Annotated in this window: 18 protein-coding genes; 13 read left to right on the top strand and 5 right to left on the bottom strand. The window is 58.4% G+C overall.

Annotated features, from left to right (window positions below; genetic code table 11):
- The first annotated feature begins 35 nt into the window (after positions 1-35).
- Genes ABYT07_RS01065 through ABYT07_RS01080 form a run of 4 tightly spaced genes read left to right on the top strand, consistent with a single transcriptional unit; the run spans position 36 to position 2792 of the window.
- Positions 36-494, top strand: a complete 459-nt coding sequence (locus ABYT07_RS01065) for a RidA family protein (protein ID WP_372988751.1) — start codon at positions 36-38, stop codon at positions 492-494.
- Entirely contained in the window at positions 491-1252 is a 762-nt protein-coding gene (locus tag ABYT07_RS01070) for a glycerophosphodiester phosphodiesterase family protein (RefSeq protein ID WP_372988752.1), read from the top strand. The genes ABYT07_RS01065 and ABYT07_RS01070 overlap by 4 nt, the downstream gene beginning before the upstream one ends.
- Positions 1253-1302: 50 nt before the next feature.
- Positions 1303-2490 carry a GNAT family N-acetyltransferase gene (locus ABYT07_RS01075; RefSeq protein ID WP_372988754.1) on the top strand — a complete coding sequence of 396 codons (1188 nt, stop codon included), beginning with the start codon at positions 1303-1305 and terminating at the stop codon, positions 2488-2490.
- A complete protein-coding gene (locus tag ABYT07_RS01080; RefSeq protein WP_372988755.1) occupies positions 2487-2792 on the top strand; it encodes a 4a-hydroxytetrahydrobiopterin dehydratase in 306 nt (101 codons plus the stop codon). Before ABYT07_RS01075 ends, ABYT07_RS01080 begins: the two co-directional genes overlap by 4 nt.
- A gap of 78 nt (positions 2793-2870) precedes the next feature.
- Here the strand turns inward: ABYT07_RS01080 and ABYT07_RS01085 are convergent, their stop codons facing one another.
- Positions 2871-3359, bottom strand: a complete 489-nt coding sequence (locus ABYT07_RS01085) for a peroxiredoxin (RefSeq protein WP_372988756.1) — start codon at positions 3357-3359, stop codon at positions 2871-2873.
- 92 nt (positions 3360-3451) lie between these two features.
- Here ABYT07_RS01085 and ABYT07_RS01090 point away from each other — a divergent pair, with 92 nt between their 5' ends.
- From ABYT07_RS01090 to pssA, 4 genes are all read left to right on the top strand, one after another.
- The gene (locus ABYT07_RS01090) at positions 3452-4660 is read left to right on the top strand and encodes an NAD(P)/FAD-dependent oxidoreductase (RefSeq protein ID WP_372988758.1); all 1209 of its coding nucleotides are present in this window, start codon (positions 3452-3454) and stop codon (positions 4658-4660) included.
- Positions 4657-5208 (top strand): 16S rRNA (guanine(966)-N(2))-methyltransferase RsmD, encoded by a 552-nt coding sequence (gene rsmD, locus ABYT07_RS01095; protein ID WP_372988759.1) that lies wholly within the window; start codon positions 4657-4659, stop codon positions 5206-5208. The genes ABYT07_RS01090 and rsmD overlap by 4 nt, the downstream gene beginning before the upstream one ends.
- Positions 5209-5291: 83 nt before the next feature.
- Positions 5292-5951 (top strand): phosphatidylserine decarboxylase, encoded by a 660-nt coding sequence (locus ABYT07_RS01100; protein WP_372988774.1) that lies wholly within the window; start codon positions 5292-5294, stop codon positions 5949-5951.
- A complete protein-coding gene (gene pssA, locus ABYT07_RS01105; protein WP_372988760.1) occupies positions 5952-6713 on the top strand; it encodes a CDP-diacylglycerol--serine O-phosphatidyltransferase in 762 nt (253 codons plus the stop codon).
- On the opposite strand, the gene map is transcribed toward pssA, so the two are convergent.
- Together map and sfsA are read right to left on the bottom strand one after the other, a co-directional pair.
- The gene (gene map, locus ABYT07_RS01110) at positions 6710-7525 is read right to left on the bottom strand and encodes a type I methionyl aminopeptidase (RefSeq protein ID WP_372988775.1); all 816 of its coding nucleotides are present in this window, start codon (positions 7523-7525) and stop codon (positions 6710-6712) included. The genes pssA and map overlap by 4 nt on opposite strands.
- 32 nt (positions 7526-7557) lie before the next feature.
- A complete protein-coding gene (sfsA, locus tag ABYT07_RS01115) occupies positions 7558-8295 on the bottom strand; it encodes a DNA/RNA nuclease SfsA (protein WP_372988761.1) in 738 nt (245 codons plus the stop codon).
- 48 nt (positions 8296-8343) lie between these two features.
- On the opposite strand from sfsA, the gene ABYT07_RS01120 reads away from it, so the two are divergent.
- The 4 genes from ABYT07_RS01120 to ABYT07_RS01135 are packed head-to-tail and all read left to right on the top strand — an operon-like array spanning position 8344 to position 11288.
- A complete protein-coding gene (locus ABYT07_RS01120; RefSeq protein ID WP_372988762.1) occupies positions 8344-9063 on the top strand; it encodes a competence/damage-inducible protein A in 720 nt (239 codons plus the stop codon).
- On the top strand, positions 9060-9773 hold the full coding sequence (locus ABYT07_RS01125) for a GNAT family N-acetyltransferase (RefSeq protein ID WP_372988763.1): 714 nt from the start codon (positions 9060-9062) through the stop codon (positions 9771-9773). The genes ABYT07_RS01120 and ABYT07_RS01125 overlap by 4 nt, the downstream gene beginning before the upstream one ends.
- Positions 9774-9786: 13 nt before the next feature.
- Positions 9787-10356: a peroxidase-related enzyme gene (locus ABYT07_RS01130; protein ID WP_372988764.1), complete on the top strand. Its 570-nt coding sequence runs from the start codon at positions 9787-9789 to the stop codon at positions 10354-10356.
- Positions 10353-11288: an OmpA family protein gene (locus tag ABYT07_RS01135; RefSeq protein ID WP_372988765.1), complete on the top strand. Its 936-nt coding sequence runs from the start codon at positions 10353-10355 to the stop codon at positions 11286-11288. The genes ABYT07_RS01130 and ABYT07_RS01135 overlap by 4 nt, the downstream gene beginning before the upstream one ends.
- Positions 11289-11454: 166 nt before the next feature.
- Here the strand turns inward: ABYT07_RS01135 and ABYT07_RS01140 are convergent, their stop codons facing one another.
- Together ABYT07_RS01140 and ABYT07_RS01145 are read right to left on the bottom strand one after the other, a co-directional pair.
- Positions 11455-12360 (bottom strand): LysR family transcriptional regulator, encoded by a 906-nt coding sequence (locus ABYT07_RS01140; protein ID WP_372988766.1) that lies wholly within the window; start codon positions 12358-12360, stop codon positions 11455-11457.
- Between the two features lie 148 nt (positions 12361-12508).
- Positions 12509-13450 (bottom strand): zinc transporter ZntB, encoded by a 942-nt coding sequence (locus ABYT07_RS01145; protein WP_372988767.1) that lies wholly within the window; start codon positions 13448-13450, stop codon positions 12509-12511.
- A 153-nt stretch (positions 13451-13603) separates the two neighbouring features.
- On the opposite strand from ABYT07_RS01145, the gene ABYT07_RS01150 reads away from it, so the two are divergent.
- On the top strand, positions 13604-13884 hold a 281-nt coding region (locus tag ABYT07_RS01150), incomplete at its 3' end, for a DUF4399 domain-containing protein (RefSeq protein ID WP_372988769.1).

The raw sequence follows: 13884 nt of genomic DNA on the forward strand, positions 1-13884 counted from the left end.
CGCGCGAACCTACCTGATTTCAAAGGATTCCTGCCATGAGCATCACCGAAAGCCTGAACGCCCTTGGCGTCACGCTCCCCGACGCGCCAGCGCCTGCCGCGAATTATGTGCCATTCGTAAAGACGGGCAACATCGTCTATATTTCGGGCCAAATCTCGAACGGTCCCGACGGGTTGATCGTTGGCAAGCTTGGTGAAAACATGGATGTGGACGCCGGTGCCGCTGCGGCACGGACCTGTGCAATCAGCCTGCTCGCGCAGGTGAAAGCCGCCTGTGATGGCGATATCGAACGGCTTGTGCGTGTGGTCAAACTGACCGGTTTCGTCAATTCGACCGCAGATTTCACCGACCAGCCCAAGGTTATCAACGGCGCGTCCGATTTCCTGGTCGAAGCGTTGGGCGACGCGGGACGGCATGCGCGGTCGGCTGTGTCTGCTGCGTCCTTGCCTCTTGGTGTTGCGGTTGAAATCGAAGGCATCTTCGAGATCAAATGAAGCTGCCTGCCACGTTTCATCATGCGCCATTTGCGCATCGGGGATTTCACGATCTCAGCGCAGGGCGGCCCGAAAACAGCCGGGCCGCCTTTGCCGCTGCAATTGCGCGTGGTTACGGGATCGAACTAGACGTGCAGCTTAGCGCAGATGGTGCTGCAATGGTGTTTCACGACTATGCGTTGGACCGGTTGACGGACGCCCAAGGCGCAATCCGTTTGAGCACGGCATCCGATCTTGAGAAAATCCAGCTGAAAGGCTGCGATGAAACGATCCCGACGCTTTCTGAAATCCTTGACCTGATTGCGGGGCGCGTGCCGCTTTTGGTCGAGATCAAGGATCAGGACGGAAGTATGGGGGACGACCTTGGCCCCTTGGAAGAGGCGACGGCACAGTGCCTGAATTCCTATCACGGCGATGTGGCCATAATGTCGTTCAACCCCAACGCCGTCGCACGTATGGCCGATCTGGTCCCTGCCATTCCGCGCGGCATCGTCACAAGCGCGTACCGCTATCACGACTGGCCCCTGCCAAAGGCCGTGTGTGACCGTCTGCGCGACGTTCCAGATTATGACCGCACGGGGGCGTGTTTCATCTCTCATGAACTTGATGATCTGACCAGCAACCGTGTGACCGACCTGCGCAAAGCGGGGGCGATGGTGTGCTGTTGGACTGTGCGCAGTGCGCATGACGAAACATTCGCGCGGCAATACGCGGATAATATCACCTTCGAAGGCTATGATGCGCTGCTGAATGCTTGAACCTTTGGACTTTGGCCACAGATAAGAACCATGGAAACCGGGGCATTATCATGAGCGCACAGCACGTCGAAATCACGATCGTCCCCCGGATATCCGACATTGGCCAAACCGATTGGGATGCCTGCGCCTGCCCTGAAACCGCATCGGGGGGGCGGCCCCATGATCCTTTTACGACCTATCGGTTTTTGTCCGCCCTCGAAGACAGCGGCAGCGTTGGGACTGGGACCGGCTGGCAACCGCAATACCTGACTGCAGCGATCGAAGGGCAAGTGATTGCCGTGGCCCCGATGTATGCCAAATCCCACAGTCAGGGGGAATATATCTTTGACCACAGTTGGGCCCATGCGTTGGAACGTGCGGGCGGGCGCTATTACCCCAAGCTGCAAATCGCGGTGCCGCACACCCCCGCCACAGGCCGCCGTTTTCTGACCCGTCCGGGGTTTGAAGACGCCGGGATGGCTGCGTTGATCCAAGGTGCCGTGCAACTGACCGACAATAATGGCCTGTCGTCCCTGCACATCACATTCTGCACCGAGGCCGAGGCGATGGCCGCCCAAGACCTTGGCCTGATGGCGCGCAAAAGCCAGCAGTTTCACTGGCAAAACCACGGTTATGCTGATTTCGACGGTTTTCTTGCCACGCTCAGTTCACGCAAGCGCAAGAATATTCGCAAAGAACGGCTGCAAGCGCAGGCATTTGGCGGCACGATTGAAACCTTCACCGGCGATCAGATCGAACCCGAACATTGGGATGCGTTTTGGGAGTTTTACCAAGACACCGGCGCGCGCAAATGGGGCACGCCCTATCTGACGCGACAGTTCTTTGACATTGCCCAAGAAACCCTGCGCGATGACATGGCGCTGGTTCTCGCGCAGCGCGATGGGCGATGGGTCGCCGGCGCGTTGAACTTTATCGGGGCCGATGCGTTATATGGGCGGTACTGGGGTTGCACGGAACATCACCCGTTCTTGCACTTTGAACTGTGTTACTATCGTGCCATCGACATCGCGATCAATCTGGGGCTGGCAACGGTCGAAGCCGGGGCGCAGGGCGAACACAAATTGGCGCGTGGCTATCTGCCGACTGCCACATGGTCTCTGCACTGGATGCGGGACGAAGGGTTTGCACATGCGGTCGAGGATTTTCTGCGTCAGGAACGCGCCGCCGTCGACCACGAGATCGAGATACTAACAGACTACGGCCCCTTCAAACGGTCAAATATTGAGGAACAACAATGAGCGAAAAATTAAGCGAAGAGACCCGGAAAACCGTCCTCGCGCCCTTGTTTGCAACAGGCTGGGAAATGGTCGACGGGCGGGATGCGATCATCAAGACGTTCAAATTCAACGACTTTGCCGATGCGTTCGGCTGGATGACCCGTGCCGCGATCTGGGCCGAGAAGTGGAACCATCACCCTGAATGGGAAAACGTGTATAGCAAGGTGATCGTCACGCTGACGACCCATGATGTGGACGGGCTAAGCGCGCTGGACGCCAAGCTCGCGCGCAAGATGGATGGGTTGATGGGCGAAACCAAATAAACCCACCCGACCCGACAAACAAAAAACGCAGCCCCCGGTATCCGGAGGCTGCGTTTTGCGTTCAGACCCTAAGGCCGATCACATGTTATCGAGCAACGCCTCGCCGCCGGACAGGTCGCACACGCCGGGGTTTTCTTCGGCTTGAAACAGCGTGACCTTGCCGTCATCAACCAGCATCGCATAGCGCTTGGACCGCGCCATCAGGCCAACGGGTTCAGCGGTGAAATCCATGCCGATGGCCTTGGTGAATGCACTGTTGCCATCGGCCAGCATGGTGATTCCCGCAGCAGAAGCACCTGTCGCGTCGCCCCATGCCTGCATCACGAAAGGGTCGTTGACGGACACGCAGATGACTTCGTCCACGCCTTTTGCGTCAAACTGATCTTTGGTGCGGATAAAGCTGGGCACATGCGCGGAATGGCAGGTTGGGGTAAACGCGCCGGGCACGGCAAAGATCACGACTTTGCGACCTTTCAGCTTGTCCGCCATTTGCACTGGCGCAGGGCCATCGGCACCCATCTGCATCAGCGTGGCGTCTGGCAGCGTATCACCTTGGGAAATCGTCATTTGCGTGACCTTTCATGTCATTGCGTTTGTCTCTTGCATGGATATAGTCTTTGGTCGCGGGCAGGAAACCGGTTTTTTCAAAAGGGGTGCAGATGGGGCATATCGTTGTGATAGGGGCAGGTCAGGCGGGGTCGTCTTGCGTCGCCAAGCTGCGCAATTCGGGTTTCGAGGGTAAGGTGACACTGATCGGTGCTGAACCCGTGCCGCCCTATCAACGCCCGCCGTTGTCCAAGGCCTATCTGTTGGGCGACATGACCCTTGAGCGGCTGTTTCTGCGCCCCGAAAGTTTCTATAGCGAGTTGGACATTGATCTGATGCTTGGCACCCATGTCGACAGCATCGACACGGCCAGCCAGACCATTCGCGTGAACGGCGACGATATTGCCTATGACGATCTGGTGCTGACCACCGGATCGGTCCCGCGCCGCTTGCCCGCCAGCATTGGCGGCGCGCTGGGCGGTGTGCATGTGGTGCGTGATCTGGCCGATGTTGACGCGATGGCCCCACGCTTTACCAAGGGCGCGCGGGTGCTGATCGTCGGCGGGGGCTATATCGGGCTTGAGGCCGCTTCGGTCGCGGCCAAGCTGGGGTTGAACGTCACCTTGGTCGAGATGGGCGATCGTATTTTGCAGCGTGTTGCCGCCCCGCAAACCTCGGATTTTTTTCGCGACCTGCATAAATCGCACGGGGTGGATATCCGCGAAGGCATAGGCCTTGAGCATCTGATCGGCGATACCCATGTCACCGCCGCGCGCCTTTCGGACGGGTCAGAGCTGCCTGTTGATTTTGTCATCGTCGGTGTGGGTATCGGCCCTGCCACCGACCTTGCCCAAGCGGCGGGAATAGAGATCGACAATGGCATCAAGACTGACAGCCATGGCCGGACATCAGCGCCGCATGTCTGGGCTGCGGGCGACTGCACGTCGTTCCCATACCGCGACACGCGCATTCGGTTGGAATCAGTGCCAAACGCGATTGATCAGGCCGAATGTGTCGCGGAAAATATCATGGGCGCAAATAAATCATATGCCGCCAAGCCGTGGTTCTGGTCGGATCAGTATGATGTGAAATTGCAGATTGCTGGTTTGAACACCGGCTATGACCGCGTCATCACCCGCCGGACCGATGATACGTCCATCGCCTTTTGGTACTACAAAGGGGCCGAACTGTTGGCCGTAGATGCCATGAATGATCCGCGCGGCTTCATGATCGGGCGGCGCCTGATCGAGGCGGGGAAATCCCCTGCGCCCGAATTGATCGAGAACCCTGAAACGGACCTCAAGGCTTTGCTGAAAGTATGAGGATCATCGCGGGGAAATCACGCGGCACGCATTTGGCCGAGGTTGGCAAAGGCGATGTCGACGCGCATTTGCGCCCGACATCCGACCGCGTGCGCGAAAGCCTGTTTTCGATGCTGGCGTCGCATAACGTCATCAACGGCGCACGTGTTCTGGACCTGTTCGCAGGCACTGGCGCATTGGGCCTTGAGGCGCTGTCGCGCGGTGCGCGTCAGGTGGTGTTTGTCGAAAACGGGCGCGTGGCGCAAAAGCTGATCGACGAAAATATCAAAAAGCTGCGCGCAGAGGCGGAAACCACTCTGATGCGCAGCGATGCCACCACGCTGGGGGATTGGATCGCTGCGCCCTTTGATTTGGTCTTTGTTGACCCGCCCTATGGCAAAGGAATGGGGCAATTGGCGCTGACCAAGGCCCTTGCAGGCGGTTGGCTGACCCCCGACACGATGATCGTTTGGGAGGAAAACGCCGCAATGGACCCGCCTGACGGATTTACCCGAATTGATAAACGCAAATACGGCGATACATGGATCACGCTTTTGCGCGTAACGTGAACGCCTGACGTTGTGGCTTTGCATTCCGCCACGACACGGCCTATGTGCTATAGCAACATTTTAAAGAAAGACGCCCCATGAGCCTGAGCATGACGAGTACCTTTATCAAACCAATGCACCCCGAGGGGCGCAAGTTTGTGGCGATCTTTGCTGCGATCACACTGGTCTTGTTCCTGCTGGCGGATTTTCTGGGCTGGATCGGCGTCGGTGCCACGGTCTGGTGCTATTACTTTTTCCGTGACCCTGAACGGGTCACACCCAAAGGCGACAATCTGGTGATCAGCCCTGCCGACGGCATCGTGTCGCTGATCGAACCTGCCGTTCCTCCGGCTGAACTGGGGATGGCGGATACGCCGCTGACCCGCGTCAGCGTGTTCATGAACGTGTTCAACTGCCATGTGAACCGTGCCCCCGTTGCTGGCGAAATTACGGCGATTGCTTACCGGCCCGGCAAGTTCCTGAATGCATCGTTGGACAAAGCCAGCGTTGACAATGAACGCAACAGCCTGCGCATCCAGATGGACGACGGGCGTGATATTGCCGTGGTGCAGATTGCCGGCCTTGTTGCGCGGCGCATCGTATGTTTCACGCGCGCAGGGGCGATGACCCAAGCTGGCCAGCGCTTTGGCCTGATCCGGTTCGGGTCGCGCGTTGACGTATATCTGCCCGAAGGTGTGACCCCGCGCGTCAGCATCGGCCAGACCATGGTCGCCGGCGAAACCGTTCTGGCAGAGCTGTCGTAAATGGCAGACCAAACCCCAGCACCGGTCGAAAAGACCAAGGTCGAATTTTCGCTGATGCAGTTGATCCCCAACATGCTGACCATTGCGGCGATTTGTGCGGGGATTTCCGCGATCCGCTTTGCTGCCGAAGGAAATTTTGCGCTCGCGGTTTTCTTGATTACGCTGGCCAGTATTCTGGACGGCATGGACGGGCGCGCCGCGCGCTATCTGGGCAGCGACAGCAAGATTGGTGCCGAACTGGATAGCCTTGCTGATTTCGTCAACTTTGGCGTCGCCCCACCGCTGGTGGTCTATTTCTGGGGGTTGCAGGACTTCTACCGCGCGGGCTGGTTGGCCGTGCTGGTATTCGCGATCTGCTGCGTCATGCGTCTGGCCCGGTTCAACGTGGATTCGCGCACCAAGACAACACTGGACGATGGCGGCTATTTTACCGGTGTGCCATCGCCTGCCGGTGCGATGCTGGTGATGCTGCCGATCTATTTGCCCTATGCGTTTGGTGCCAATGTTGCGATGCCTGATTTCTTGGCGTGCCTTTACATCGTGCTGGTCGGCTGGGTTATGGTCAGCCGAATTCCCACGTGGTCGTTCAAATCCGTCAGCTTTTCACGCAGCAACGTGACCTATTTCCTGATCTTCTTCACCGGCTTTGTGGCCTGTCTGGTCAGCTTTCCCTGGGCCACGCTGGTGCTGTGCTGCTTTGCCTATGCAGGCAGCGTGGTCTGGGCGGTGGTTGAACTTAAGATGGCCAAACGCAAAGCCTAGTCCTTGGAATAGGTCGGGTGGAACGTGCCTGCGGGCGAAAGCGTGAAGATTTCAAACCCTGTTTCGGTCACGCCGATGGAATGTTCAAACTGCGCGGATAGCGATTTGTCGCGGGTCACGGCCGTCCAGTCATCTGCAAGCACCTTGGTTTCAGCGCGGCCCAGATTGACCATCGGTTCGATGGTAAAAAACATGCCCGGTTCCAGAACGGCACCTGTGCCGGGACGGCCATAGTGCAGCACATTTGGCGGCGCGTGGAATACGCGGCCCAGCCCGTGACCACAGAAATCGGTGACGACGCTCATCCGGTGACCTTCAACAAAGCTTTGGATCGCGTGGCCGATGTCGCCAAAGGTGTTGCCGGGCTTCACGGCCTCGATCCCCAGCATCAATGCGTCATGAGTGATGTCGATCAGGCGTTCGGCCTTGCGCGGCAATTTTCCAGCGACATACATGCGTGATGTATCGCCAAACCAGCCGTCCACAATCACCGTGACATCGATGTTCAGGATGTCGCCGTCTTTCAGTTTCTTATCGCTGGGGATGCCGTGGCAGACCACATGGTTGATCGAAATACAGCTGGCGTGCTGATAACCTTTGTACCCGATCGTCGCTGATTTGGCACCTGCGTCTTCGACCATCTGGGTAATCAGGCCGTCGATGGCCCCCGTCGTTTGACCGACAAAAACATGTGCGGCGATATCATCAAGGATCTGCGCAGCAAGCTTGCCTGCGGCATGCATGCCGGCAAAATCAGATGGGTCGTAAATGCGAATGCCATCTTTGGTCTGGCGTCCTCGGTGTTCATTCATCACCGGTATCTCCGTCATGGTTTTTTCTCTGTCTAGCGCGGGTTGGTCCTAAGGGCCAGTGCAGCTTGGCCGATTAGTGGCATGCTGTTGGCCAAGGTAACCCCTTGGGGCGTGATATGGGTACCGATGACCAAGGTTTCCAGACCCGCCGCACGCGCATCTGCAAAGGCTGTCGCATAGGTCGGGTCAAGATCGGCTGCCACCGCAAACGCGGTGCAATCGGTGCGCTGCACGAGATACAGCAGGACGGCGCGGTGCCCGTTGCGCGCCATTTGCGCCAGTTCGCCCAGATGTTTGGCCCCGCGTGCGGTGACGCTGTCGGGGAATTCCACCAGACCTGGGCGGCGCGACAGGGTGGCTGATTTCACTTCGACATAGGCATCGGGCAGGCCGGGTTCGGTCAGCAAGAAATCGATCCGCGAGTTTTCACCGTATTTCACTTCGGGCCGCACGGTGCCGTAATCTGTCAGCGCGTGGACCTCGCGGCCTTCAAGTGCGGCTTTGACCGCACGGTTGGGCAGGGCGGTATCGACGCCGGTGAAATGCCCGTTTTCGTGGTCAACCAGCCGCCAGCCATAGTTCAGCTTGCGTTTGGGGTCGTCATTGGGTTCCAGCCAGATCTTCATGCCCGGTTCAGCCAGACCCATCATGGATCCGGGGTTGGCGCAATGGGCTGTCACCTCGCGGCCATCGTCCAGCGTGCAATCCGCCAGAAACCGTTTGTAGCGGCGGATCAGGCGGGCGGGGACAAGTTCAGTTTGAAAGCGCATGGGGTGTGACCTATACCTCAATCAAACTGCCCTCAAGGAGACAGGCCAATGACAAACCCCACAGCCGCAATGATCGTGATCGGCGATGAAATCCTGTCCGGGCGCACGCGCGACAGCAACATGCACCATCTTGCGGGCCAATTGACCAGCGTGGGTATCGACCTGAAAGAAGTCCGCGTGGTCGGCGATGAACACGGCACCATCATCGCCGCGGTTCAGTCGCTTTCCCGGGCATATGACAGCGTCTTTACCAGCGGTGGAATCGGGCCAACCCATGACGATATCACCGCCGATTGCATTGCGGCTGCGTTCAACAAATCTATCGACGTGCGCGACGATGCGCGTGCCATTCTGGCCGCGCATTATGCCAAGTCCAAGACCGAACTGAACGAAGCGCGCCTGCGCATGGCCCGCATCCCCGAAGATGCGGCGCTGATTGATAATCCGGTGTCGGCAGCCCCCGGTTTCAAGCTTGAGAACGTTCACGTCATGGCGGGTGTACCAGCGGTGTTCGAAGCGATGGTCGCCAGCGTTCTGCCCACCCTGACAGGGGGCGCACCGCTGATCAGCGCCACCTTGCGGATTGAACGCGGCGAAGGCGATATCGCAGGCCCGTTGGGGCAGGTGGCCAAGGATCACCCCGCCCTGTCAATCGGATCCTATCCGTTCCAGAAAGACGGGAAATACGGCGCGCATATTGTGATCCGCGGCAATGAGCAGACCGAAATTGATGTCGCGGCCCAGAAGATAGAAAAGGCATTCCAGTGACCCCCGACCTGCCCCGCCTTTACGAAGCAATTGACCAGACATGGCCCGCCGCGCGGCGCTGGACGCAACAGGGGTGGACCTTGCGCGATGGGCAGGGCGGCGGCAAACGTGTCTCGGCAGCGTCGCTCGCGGCACCTGATGCGGATATCGCTGTGGCCGAGGCAGAAATGCGCGCCATGGGGCAGACCCCGCTGTTTATGCTGCGCGACGGTGACGATGCGTTGGATCAAGCGCTGGCGGATCGTGGGTATAGCGTTGTCGATCCGGTGAACTTGTATGTACTGCCTGTCGATCAACTGACCGATGTGCCGATCCCCCCCGTCACGGCATTCGAGATTTGGGAGCCGCTTGCCATAATGCTGGATGTTTGGGCGCAAGGTGGTATCGGTCCTGACCGCATCAAGGTGATGCACCGCGCCGCGCAGAAAACCGCGATCCTGTCACGTTGGAATGAAAAACCCGGCGGTGTGGCGTTTGCGGCGATCCATGACGGTATCTGCATGGTTCATGCGGTCGAAGTGTTGGAGCACCAGCGCGGCATGGGTGTCGGAAAATGGATGATGCGCCGCGCGGCCCTATGGGCGCAGGCCCATGGCGCGACCCATATCGCTGTTCTTTGCACAAAGGCGAACGAGCCTGCGAACCGGCTTTATGAGGGGCTGGGCTTTGCCCATGTCGGCGGCTATCATTACCGCCAATCGCCTGAATAAAAGGACCCTTAAGATGGCCAACGACGCCCCAACTTCCCTTGACCTGCCAATGGTCGACCCGCTGCCCGAAGCGACGCAGAAATATTTTGACGTCTGTCAGGACAAGCTGGGGATGATCCCGAATGTCTTGCAGGCCTATGCGTTCGATATCGACAAGCTGAACGGCTTTACCGCGATGTACAATGATCTGATGCTGGGCGCGTCCAACCTGTCCAAGCTCGAGCGCGAGATGATCGCGGTTGTCGTGTCGTCGATCAACAAATGCTATTATTGCCTGACGGCGCATGGCGCGGCAGTGCGGCAGCTTTCGGGTAATCCGATTTTGGGCGAACAGATGGTGATGAACTGGCGCGTGGCCGATCTGGATGCGCGGCAAACCGCGATGCTGCAATTTTCCGAAAACCTGACAGTTGCCAGCGCCAAAACCACCGAAGCCGACCGTCAGGCATTGCGTGATGTCGGGTTCACGGACCGCGATATTTTCGACATCGCATCGGTTGCGGCGTTCTTTAACATGACCAATCGCGTGGCAAGCGCCACCAACATGAAGCCCAACGACGGCTATCACGCACAAGCCAGATGATCTGGCGCGCGGGGTTCTTCTGGCTGGTCTGCGCCGGGGCCGCCGGGGCGGTTGATCTGTCCTTGCCACCCTCTGCGCGGCAAACGGTTGAACGCAACACCGGCCCCGACAGCTATGCCGCACCTGTCGGGGTGTTTGCCGCTGATACGGTGGAAACCATCCCCATCGAGGGCAGCGTCGATCGTGCGGTGTGGCGGCTGGATGCCCCCGGGGTGACGCCCCTTCAGGTGGTGCGCCCGCTGCGCACCCAGCTTGAGGCGGCGGGATACACCATCGTTTTGGATTGCAATGCGCCAGCCTGTGGCGGCTTTGATTTCCGCTTTGCAACCGAGGTACTGCCGGCCCCGAACATGTATGTGAACATTCGAAACTATCAATTTGTCACAGCGGTGCTGGGACCGGTTGAGGCCCCCGAACATGTGGTAACGATTTTGGCCAGCACGGCGGCGACATCAGCCTATGTGCAGATCATTCAGGCACAATCCTTGGGTCAGGATGCAATGCCGCCCGACGGGGCTGTAGAACCACAGGCTTCTGAACCCGCGCAGACTGACGCATTTGCCGCGACATTGATGAATACCGGCCATGTGGTGCTGTCGTCGCTTGATTTTGAAACAGGTACAGCCGGCTTAGGCACGGCAACCTTTCCCGCGTTGGACAGCCTCGCGGCGTTTCTGGCGCGTGAACCGGATTTGCGCGTTGTTCTTGTGGGGCATACGGATACGGTCGGTGGTTTAGACGATAATATCGCCTTGTCGCGCAACCGCGCAGCATCTGTGCGGCAACGCCTGATCGACGCCTACGGTGTCGACGCGAACCGGCTTGACGCGCAAGGCATGGGCTATCTATCCCCGATTGCCAGCAACCTCACGGCCCAAGGCCGCGAGACCAACCGCCGTGTCGAAGCGGTTCTGCTGCCGGTTCCGGAGTAGCGGTCCAAGCTTGCGTCCTTGGTTGCGGCCCTGCCGCCTTGCCAAAGCCTGATATCTATGGTCTCGCCGCTCAAAAAAAGAAGCCCCCACCACCTGTGCAGGTCGCGGGGGAGATCGAAAGCGTTCGATCCAGTTCACCGAGGGTAGGTGAGGCAGTATTCAGGGGTTACCAGTCGATCGGGCCTTTGTCGGCAAAGGCATGGACCAGGAAATCAATAAAGGCGCGTACTTTTGGCTGCGTAAAGCGGCCTGGAGGGTAAACTGCGTAAATCCCTTGGGTTTCGAGCGGCAGATCGGGGATGGCGTCTTCGACCAAGCCTTTCTCCATTGCGTCGGCATAGAGAAAGCTGGGCAGGTAGGCGATGCCAAGACCCGAGACAGCGGCGTTCAGCAAGGATTGCCCGTCATTGACTGACAGCCAGCCTGCCGTGCGTACCTGACGCTTTTCACCCGAGGGCGACGTCAGTTTCCACATGTTACCGCTGGATTGGTTCGAGTAATGCAGCAGTTTGTGGTCATTCAGATCGTCGATCTTTTCAGGCCGACCGTATTTCTCAAAATATCCGGGGCTGGCGATCATGCGTTTTGTGGTTTCGGTCAGCTTGCGGGCCCGCAGGGTGCTGTCTTCCAACTCTCCAATGCGGACGGCCATATCAAAGCCTTCGCTGATCAGTTCGACATAGCGGTTGTTCAGCACCATATTCACAGTGATGTCGGGGAATTCTTCCAGAAAGCCGGACAAGGCGGGGGACAGATGATTAACCCCGAAATCCGTTGCAACCGAGATGCGCAGCAAACCGGACGGGGCAGATTGCATCGACGTGACCAGTGCGTCGGCTTCACCGGCATCATTCAACACACGGCGGGCGCGGTCATAATAGGCAAGGCCGATTTCTGTCGGGCTGACCCGGCGGGTCGTCCGGTTCAACAGGCGGGCCCCAAGGCGCGCCTCGAGCGACGACACGTGTTTTGATACGGCGGACTTCGAGATGCCCATCTTTTTGGCGGCATCGGTAAAACCACCCTGATCCACGACGGTGGCGAATGCTTCCATTTCTGTTAGGCGGTCCATTGCCATCCCCTTTTCAATCATCTGCTTCGACGATTGGTATGGGGGCCAATTCAGGCAGGATCACGGCAGAGGTGGGACAGTCCCAAGGTCATTGCATGGATCGTTCGCGGCAGAGAAACATTGAAACAGTATCAAGAATCGCAGCCTTTTAGATCCAGCGCACCCATCTGAGCACCGCAAACATCAGCACAGCCAGGGCGGTCATCCCCAGACACAGCAATGCAAAAGCCCAAGGGTGGTCGGTACCCGGCATCCCGCCGACATTCACGCCAAACAATCCGGTGATAAACCCAAGCGGCAGGAAAATTGCCGCCGCGACAGACAGGACATAGCCGTGGCGCGCCTGTCGTTGCGCGACATTGGCGTCATGTTCTTCTTGCACCGACACAAGACGCTCGCGCAGTTCGTCCAGCTCCTCGACCGCGATCAGTGCGCTGTTGGCCTGTTCGTGCAGCTCAAGCTGGCTTTCTGGTGGGATCAGCGGCATATCCAATGCGGCAAGTTTACTAAGGGCGGCGCGTTGCGGATCAAGATAGCGCCGCAGCCGGATCACACTGCGCCGGATTTCGGGCAGTTCATGCGGCATCGGGGTTTCTTTGTCCTCTAGATCAATCTCAAAGAATTCGGCCTGCTCATCAATGCTCGCGACATGTTCCTGCACCCTCAGGGTCAAACGGCTTACCAGATCCTCAAGGAACTCGGCAGGGCTGGGGGGGGCATTTTGCGCTTCGGCCAATTGGCGGATCGCGTCGATTGCAAATACCTTTTTGCGGCGCACGGTGATCAGCAGATCGTTTTCAACAAACATCCGCACCGACACCATTTCATCCGCGTCTTGGCCCACGTTCATATTAATCCCGCGTAGGTTCAGGATCAGCCCGCCTGAAAATTTGTCACAGCGCGGGCGGGTTTGTTTCTGGATCAGCGATCCGGCAGGAATTTCATGCAGGTGTTTACGCACCCATGGTTCCAGCATCTCGTCCGTCAGGTCGAAATGCCACCAACGGTACGCCCCCGGACCCGTCAGATTGATGTCGGTTGGAACCGAGGTCGTCCCATCGGCATAAATATCAAAAACGCAAATCGGCATGAGGGGGATCCGGATCAAGAACTGGCACGTCGCGTATTCTGACAGACTGCCACTGATGCGCAAGCGCTGCGCGAATGGGCGCACAGAATAGCAAGGCCGCTTGAAGACTGTAAAACTGTGCTATCATCAAGTGTCTCTTGAAGGAGGATCACAATGAAACATCTGTTAACAACTGCTGCTCTTTTGACATCCCTTGCTTTGCCGGTTTACGCGGGTGGCCCGACGCCGTCGAACCCTGACGCGGTGCAATATATTATCGCTCCGGCGGACGGGGCGACCGTATCGTCGCCGGTCACCGTGCAATTCGGGCTGCGGGGCATGGGCGTGGCCCCCGCCGGTGTCGAAAAGGACCTGACAGGCCACCACCATCTGGTGATCGACAGCGCGCCCTTCGGATCGGACAACCCCGAAGCGCTGAGCGAGGCGCTCCCCGC

Source organism: Sulfitobacter sp., assembly GCF_041552635.1.
Lineage (GTDB): Bacteria > Pseudomonadota > Alphaproteobacteria > Rhodobacterales > Rhodobacteraceae > Sulfitobacter.

Excerpts from the sequence above, each read along its gene's own strand:
- ABYT07_RS01120 (WP_372988762.1), top strand. The coding sequence starts at position 8,344 with ATGACAAACCCCACAGCCGCAATGATCGTGATCGGCGATGAAATCCTG.
- pssA (WP_372988760.1), top strand. The coding sequence starts at position 5,952 with ATGGCAGACCAAACCCCAGCACCGGTCGAAAAGACCAAGGTCGAATTT.
- ABYT07_RS01070 (WP_372988752.1), top strand. The coding sequence starts at position 491 with ATGAAGCTGCCTGCCACGTTTCATCATGCGCCATTTGCGCATCGGGGA.
- ABYT07_RS01130 (WP_372988764.1), top strand. The coding sequence starts at position 9,787 with ATGGCCAACGACGCCCCAACTTCCCTTGACCTGCCAATGGTCGACCCG.
- ABYT07_RS01075 (WP_372988754.1), top strand. The coding sequence starts at position 1,303 with ATGAGCGCACAGCACGTCGAAATCACGATCGTCCCCCGGATATCCGAC.
- map (WP_372988775.1), bottom strand. The coding sequence starts at position 7,525 with ATGAATGAACACCGAGGACGCCAGACCAAAGATGGCATTCGCATTTAC.
- ABYT07_RS01090 (WP_372988758.1), top strand. The coding sequence starts at position 3,452 with ATGGGGCATATCGTTGTGATAGGGGCAGGTCAGGCGGGGTCGTCTTGC.
- ABYT07_RS01145 (WP_372988767.1), bottom strand. The coding sequence starts at position 13,450 with ATGCCGATTTGCGTTTTTGATATTTATGCCGATGGGACGACCTCGGTT.
- ABYT07_RS01135 (WP_372988765.1), top strand. The coding sequence starts at position 10,353 with ATGATCTGGCGCGCGGGGTTCTTCTGGCTGGTCTGCGCCGGGGCCGCC.
- ABYT07_RS01140 (WP_372988766.1), bottom strand. The coding sequence starts at position 12,360 with ATGGACCGCCTAACAGAAATGGAAGCATTCGCCACCGTCGTGGATCAG.
- rsmD (WP_372988759.1), top strand. The coding sequence starts at position 4,657 with ATGAGGATCATCGCGGGGAAATCACGCGGCACGCATTTGGCCGAGGTT.
- sfsA (WP_372988761.1), bottom strand. The coding sequence starts at position 8,295 with ATGCGCTTTCAAACTGAACTTGTCCCCGCCCGCCTGATCCGCCGCTAC.
- ABYT07_RS01080 (WP_372988755.1), top strand. The coding sequence starts at position 2,487 with ATGAGCGAAAAATTAAGCGAAGAGACCCGGAAAACCGTCCTCGCGCCC.
- ABYT07_RS01085 (WP_372988756.1), bottom strand. The coding sequence starts at position 3,359 with ATGACGATTTCCCAAGGTGATACGCTGCCAGACGCCACGCTGATGCAG.
- ABYT07_RS01065 (WP_372988751.1), top strand. The coding sequence starts at position 36 with ATGAGCATCACCGAAAGCCTGAACGCCCTTGGCGTCACGCTCCCCGAC.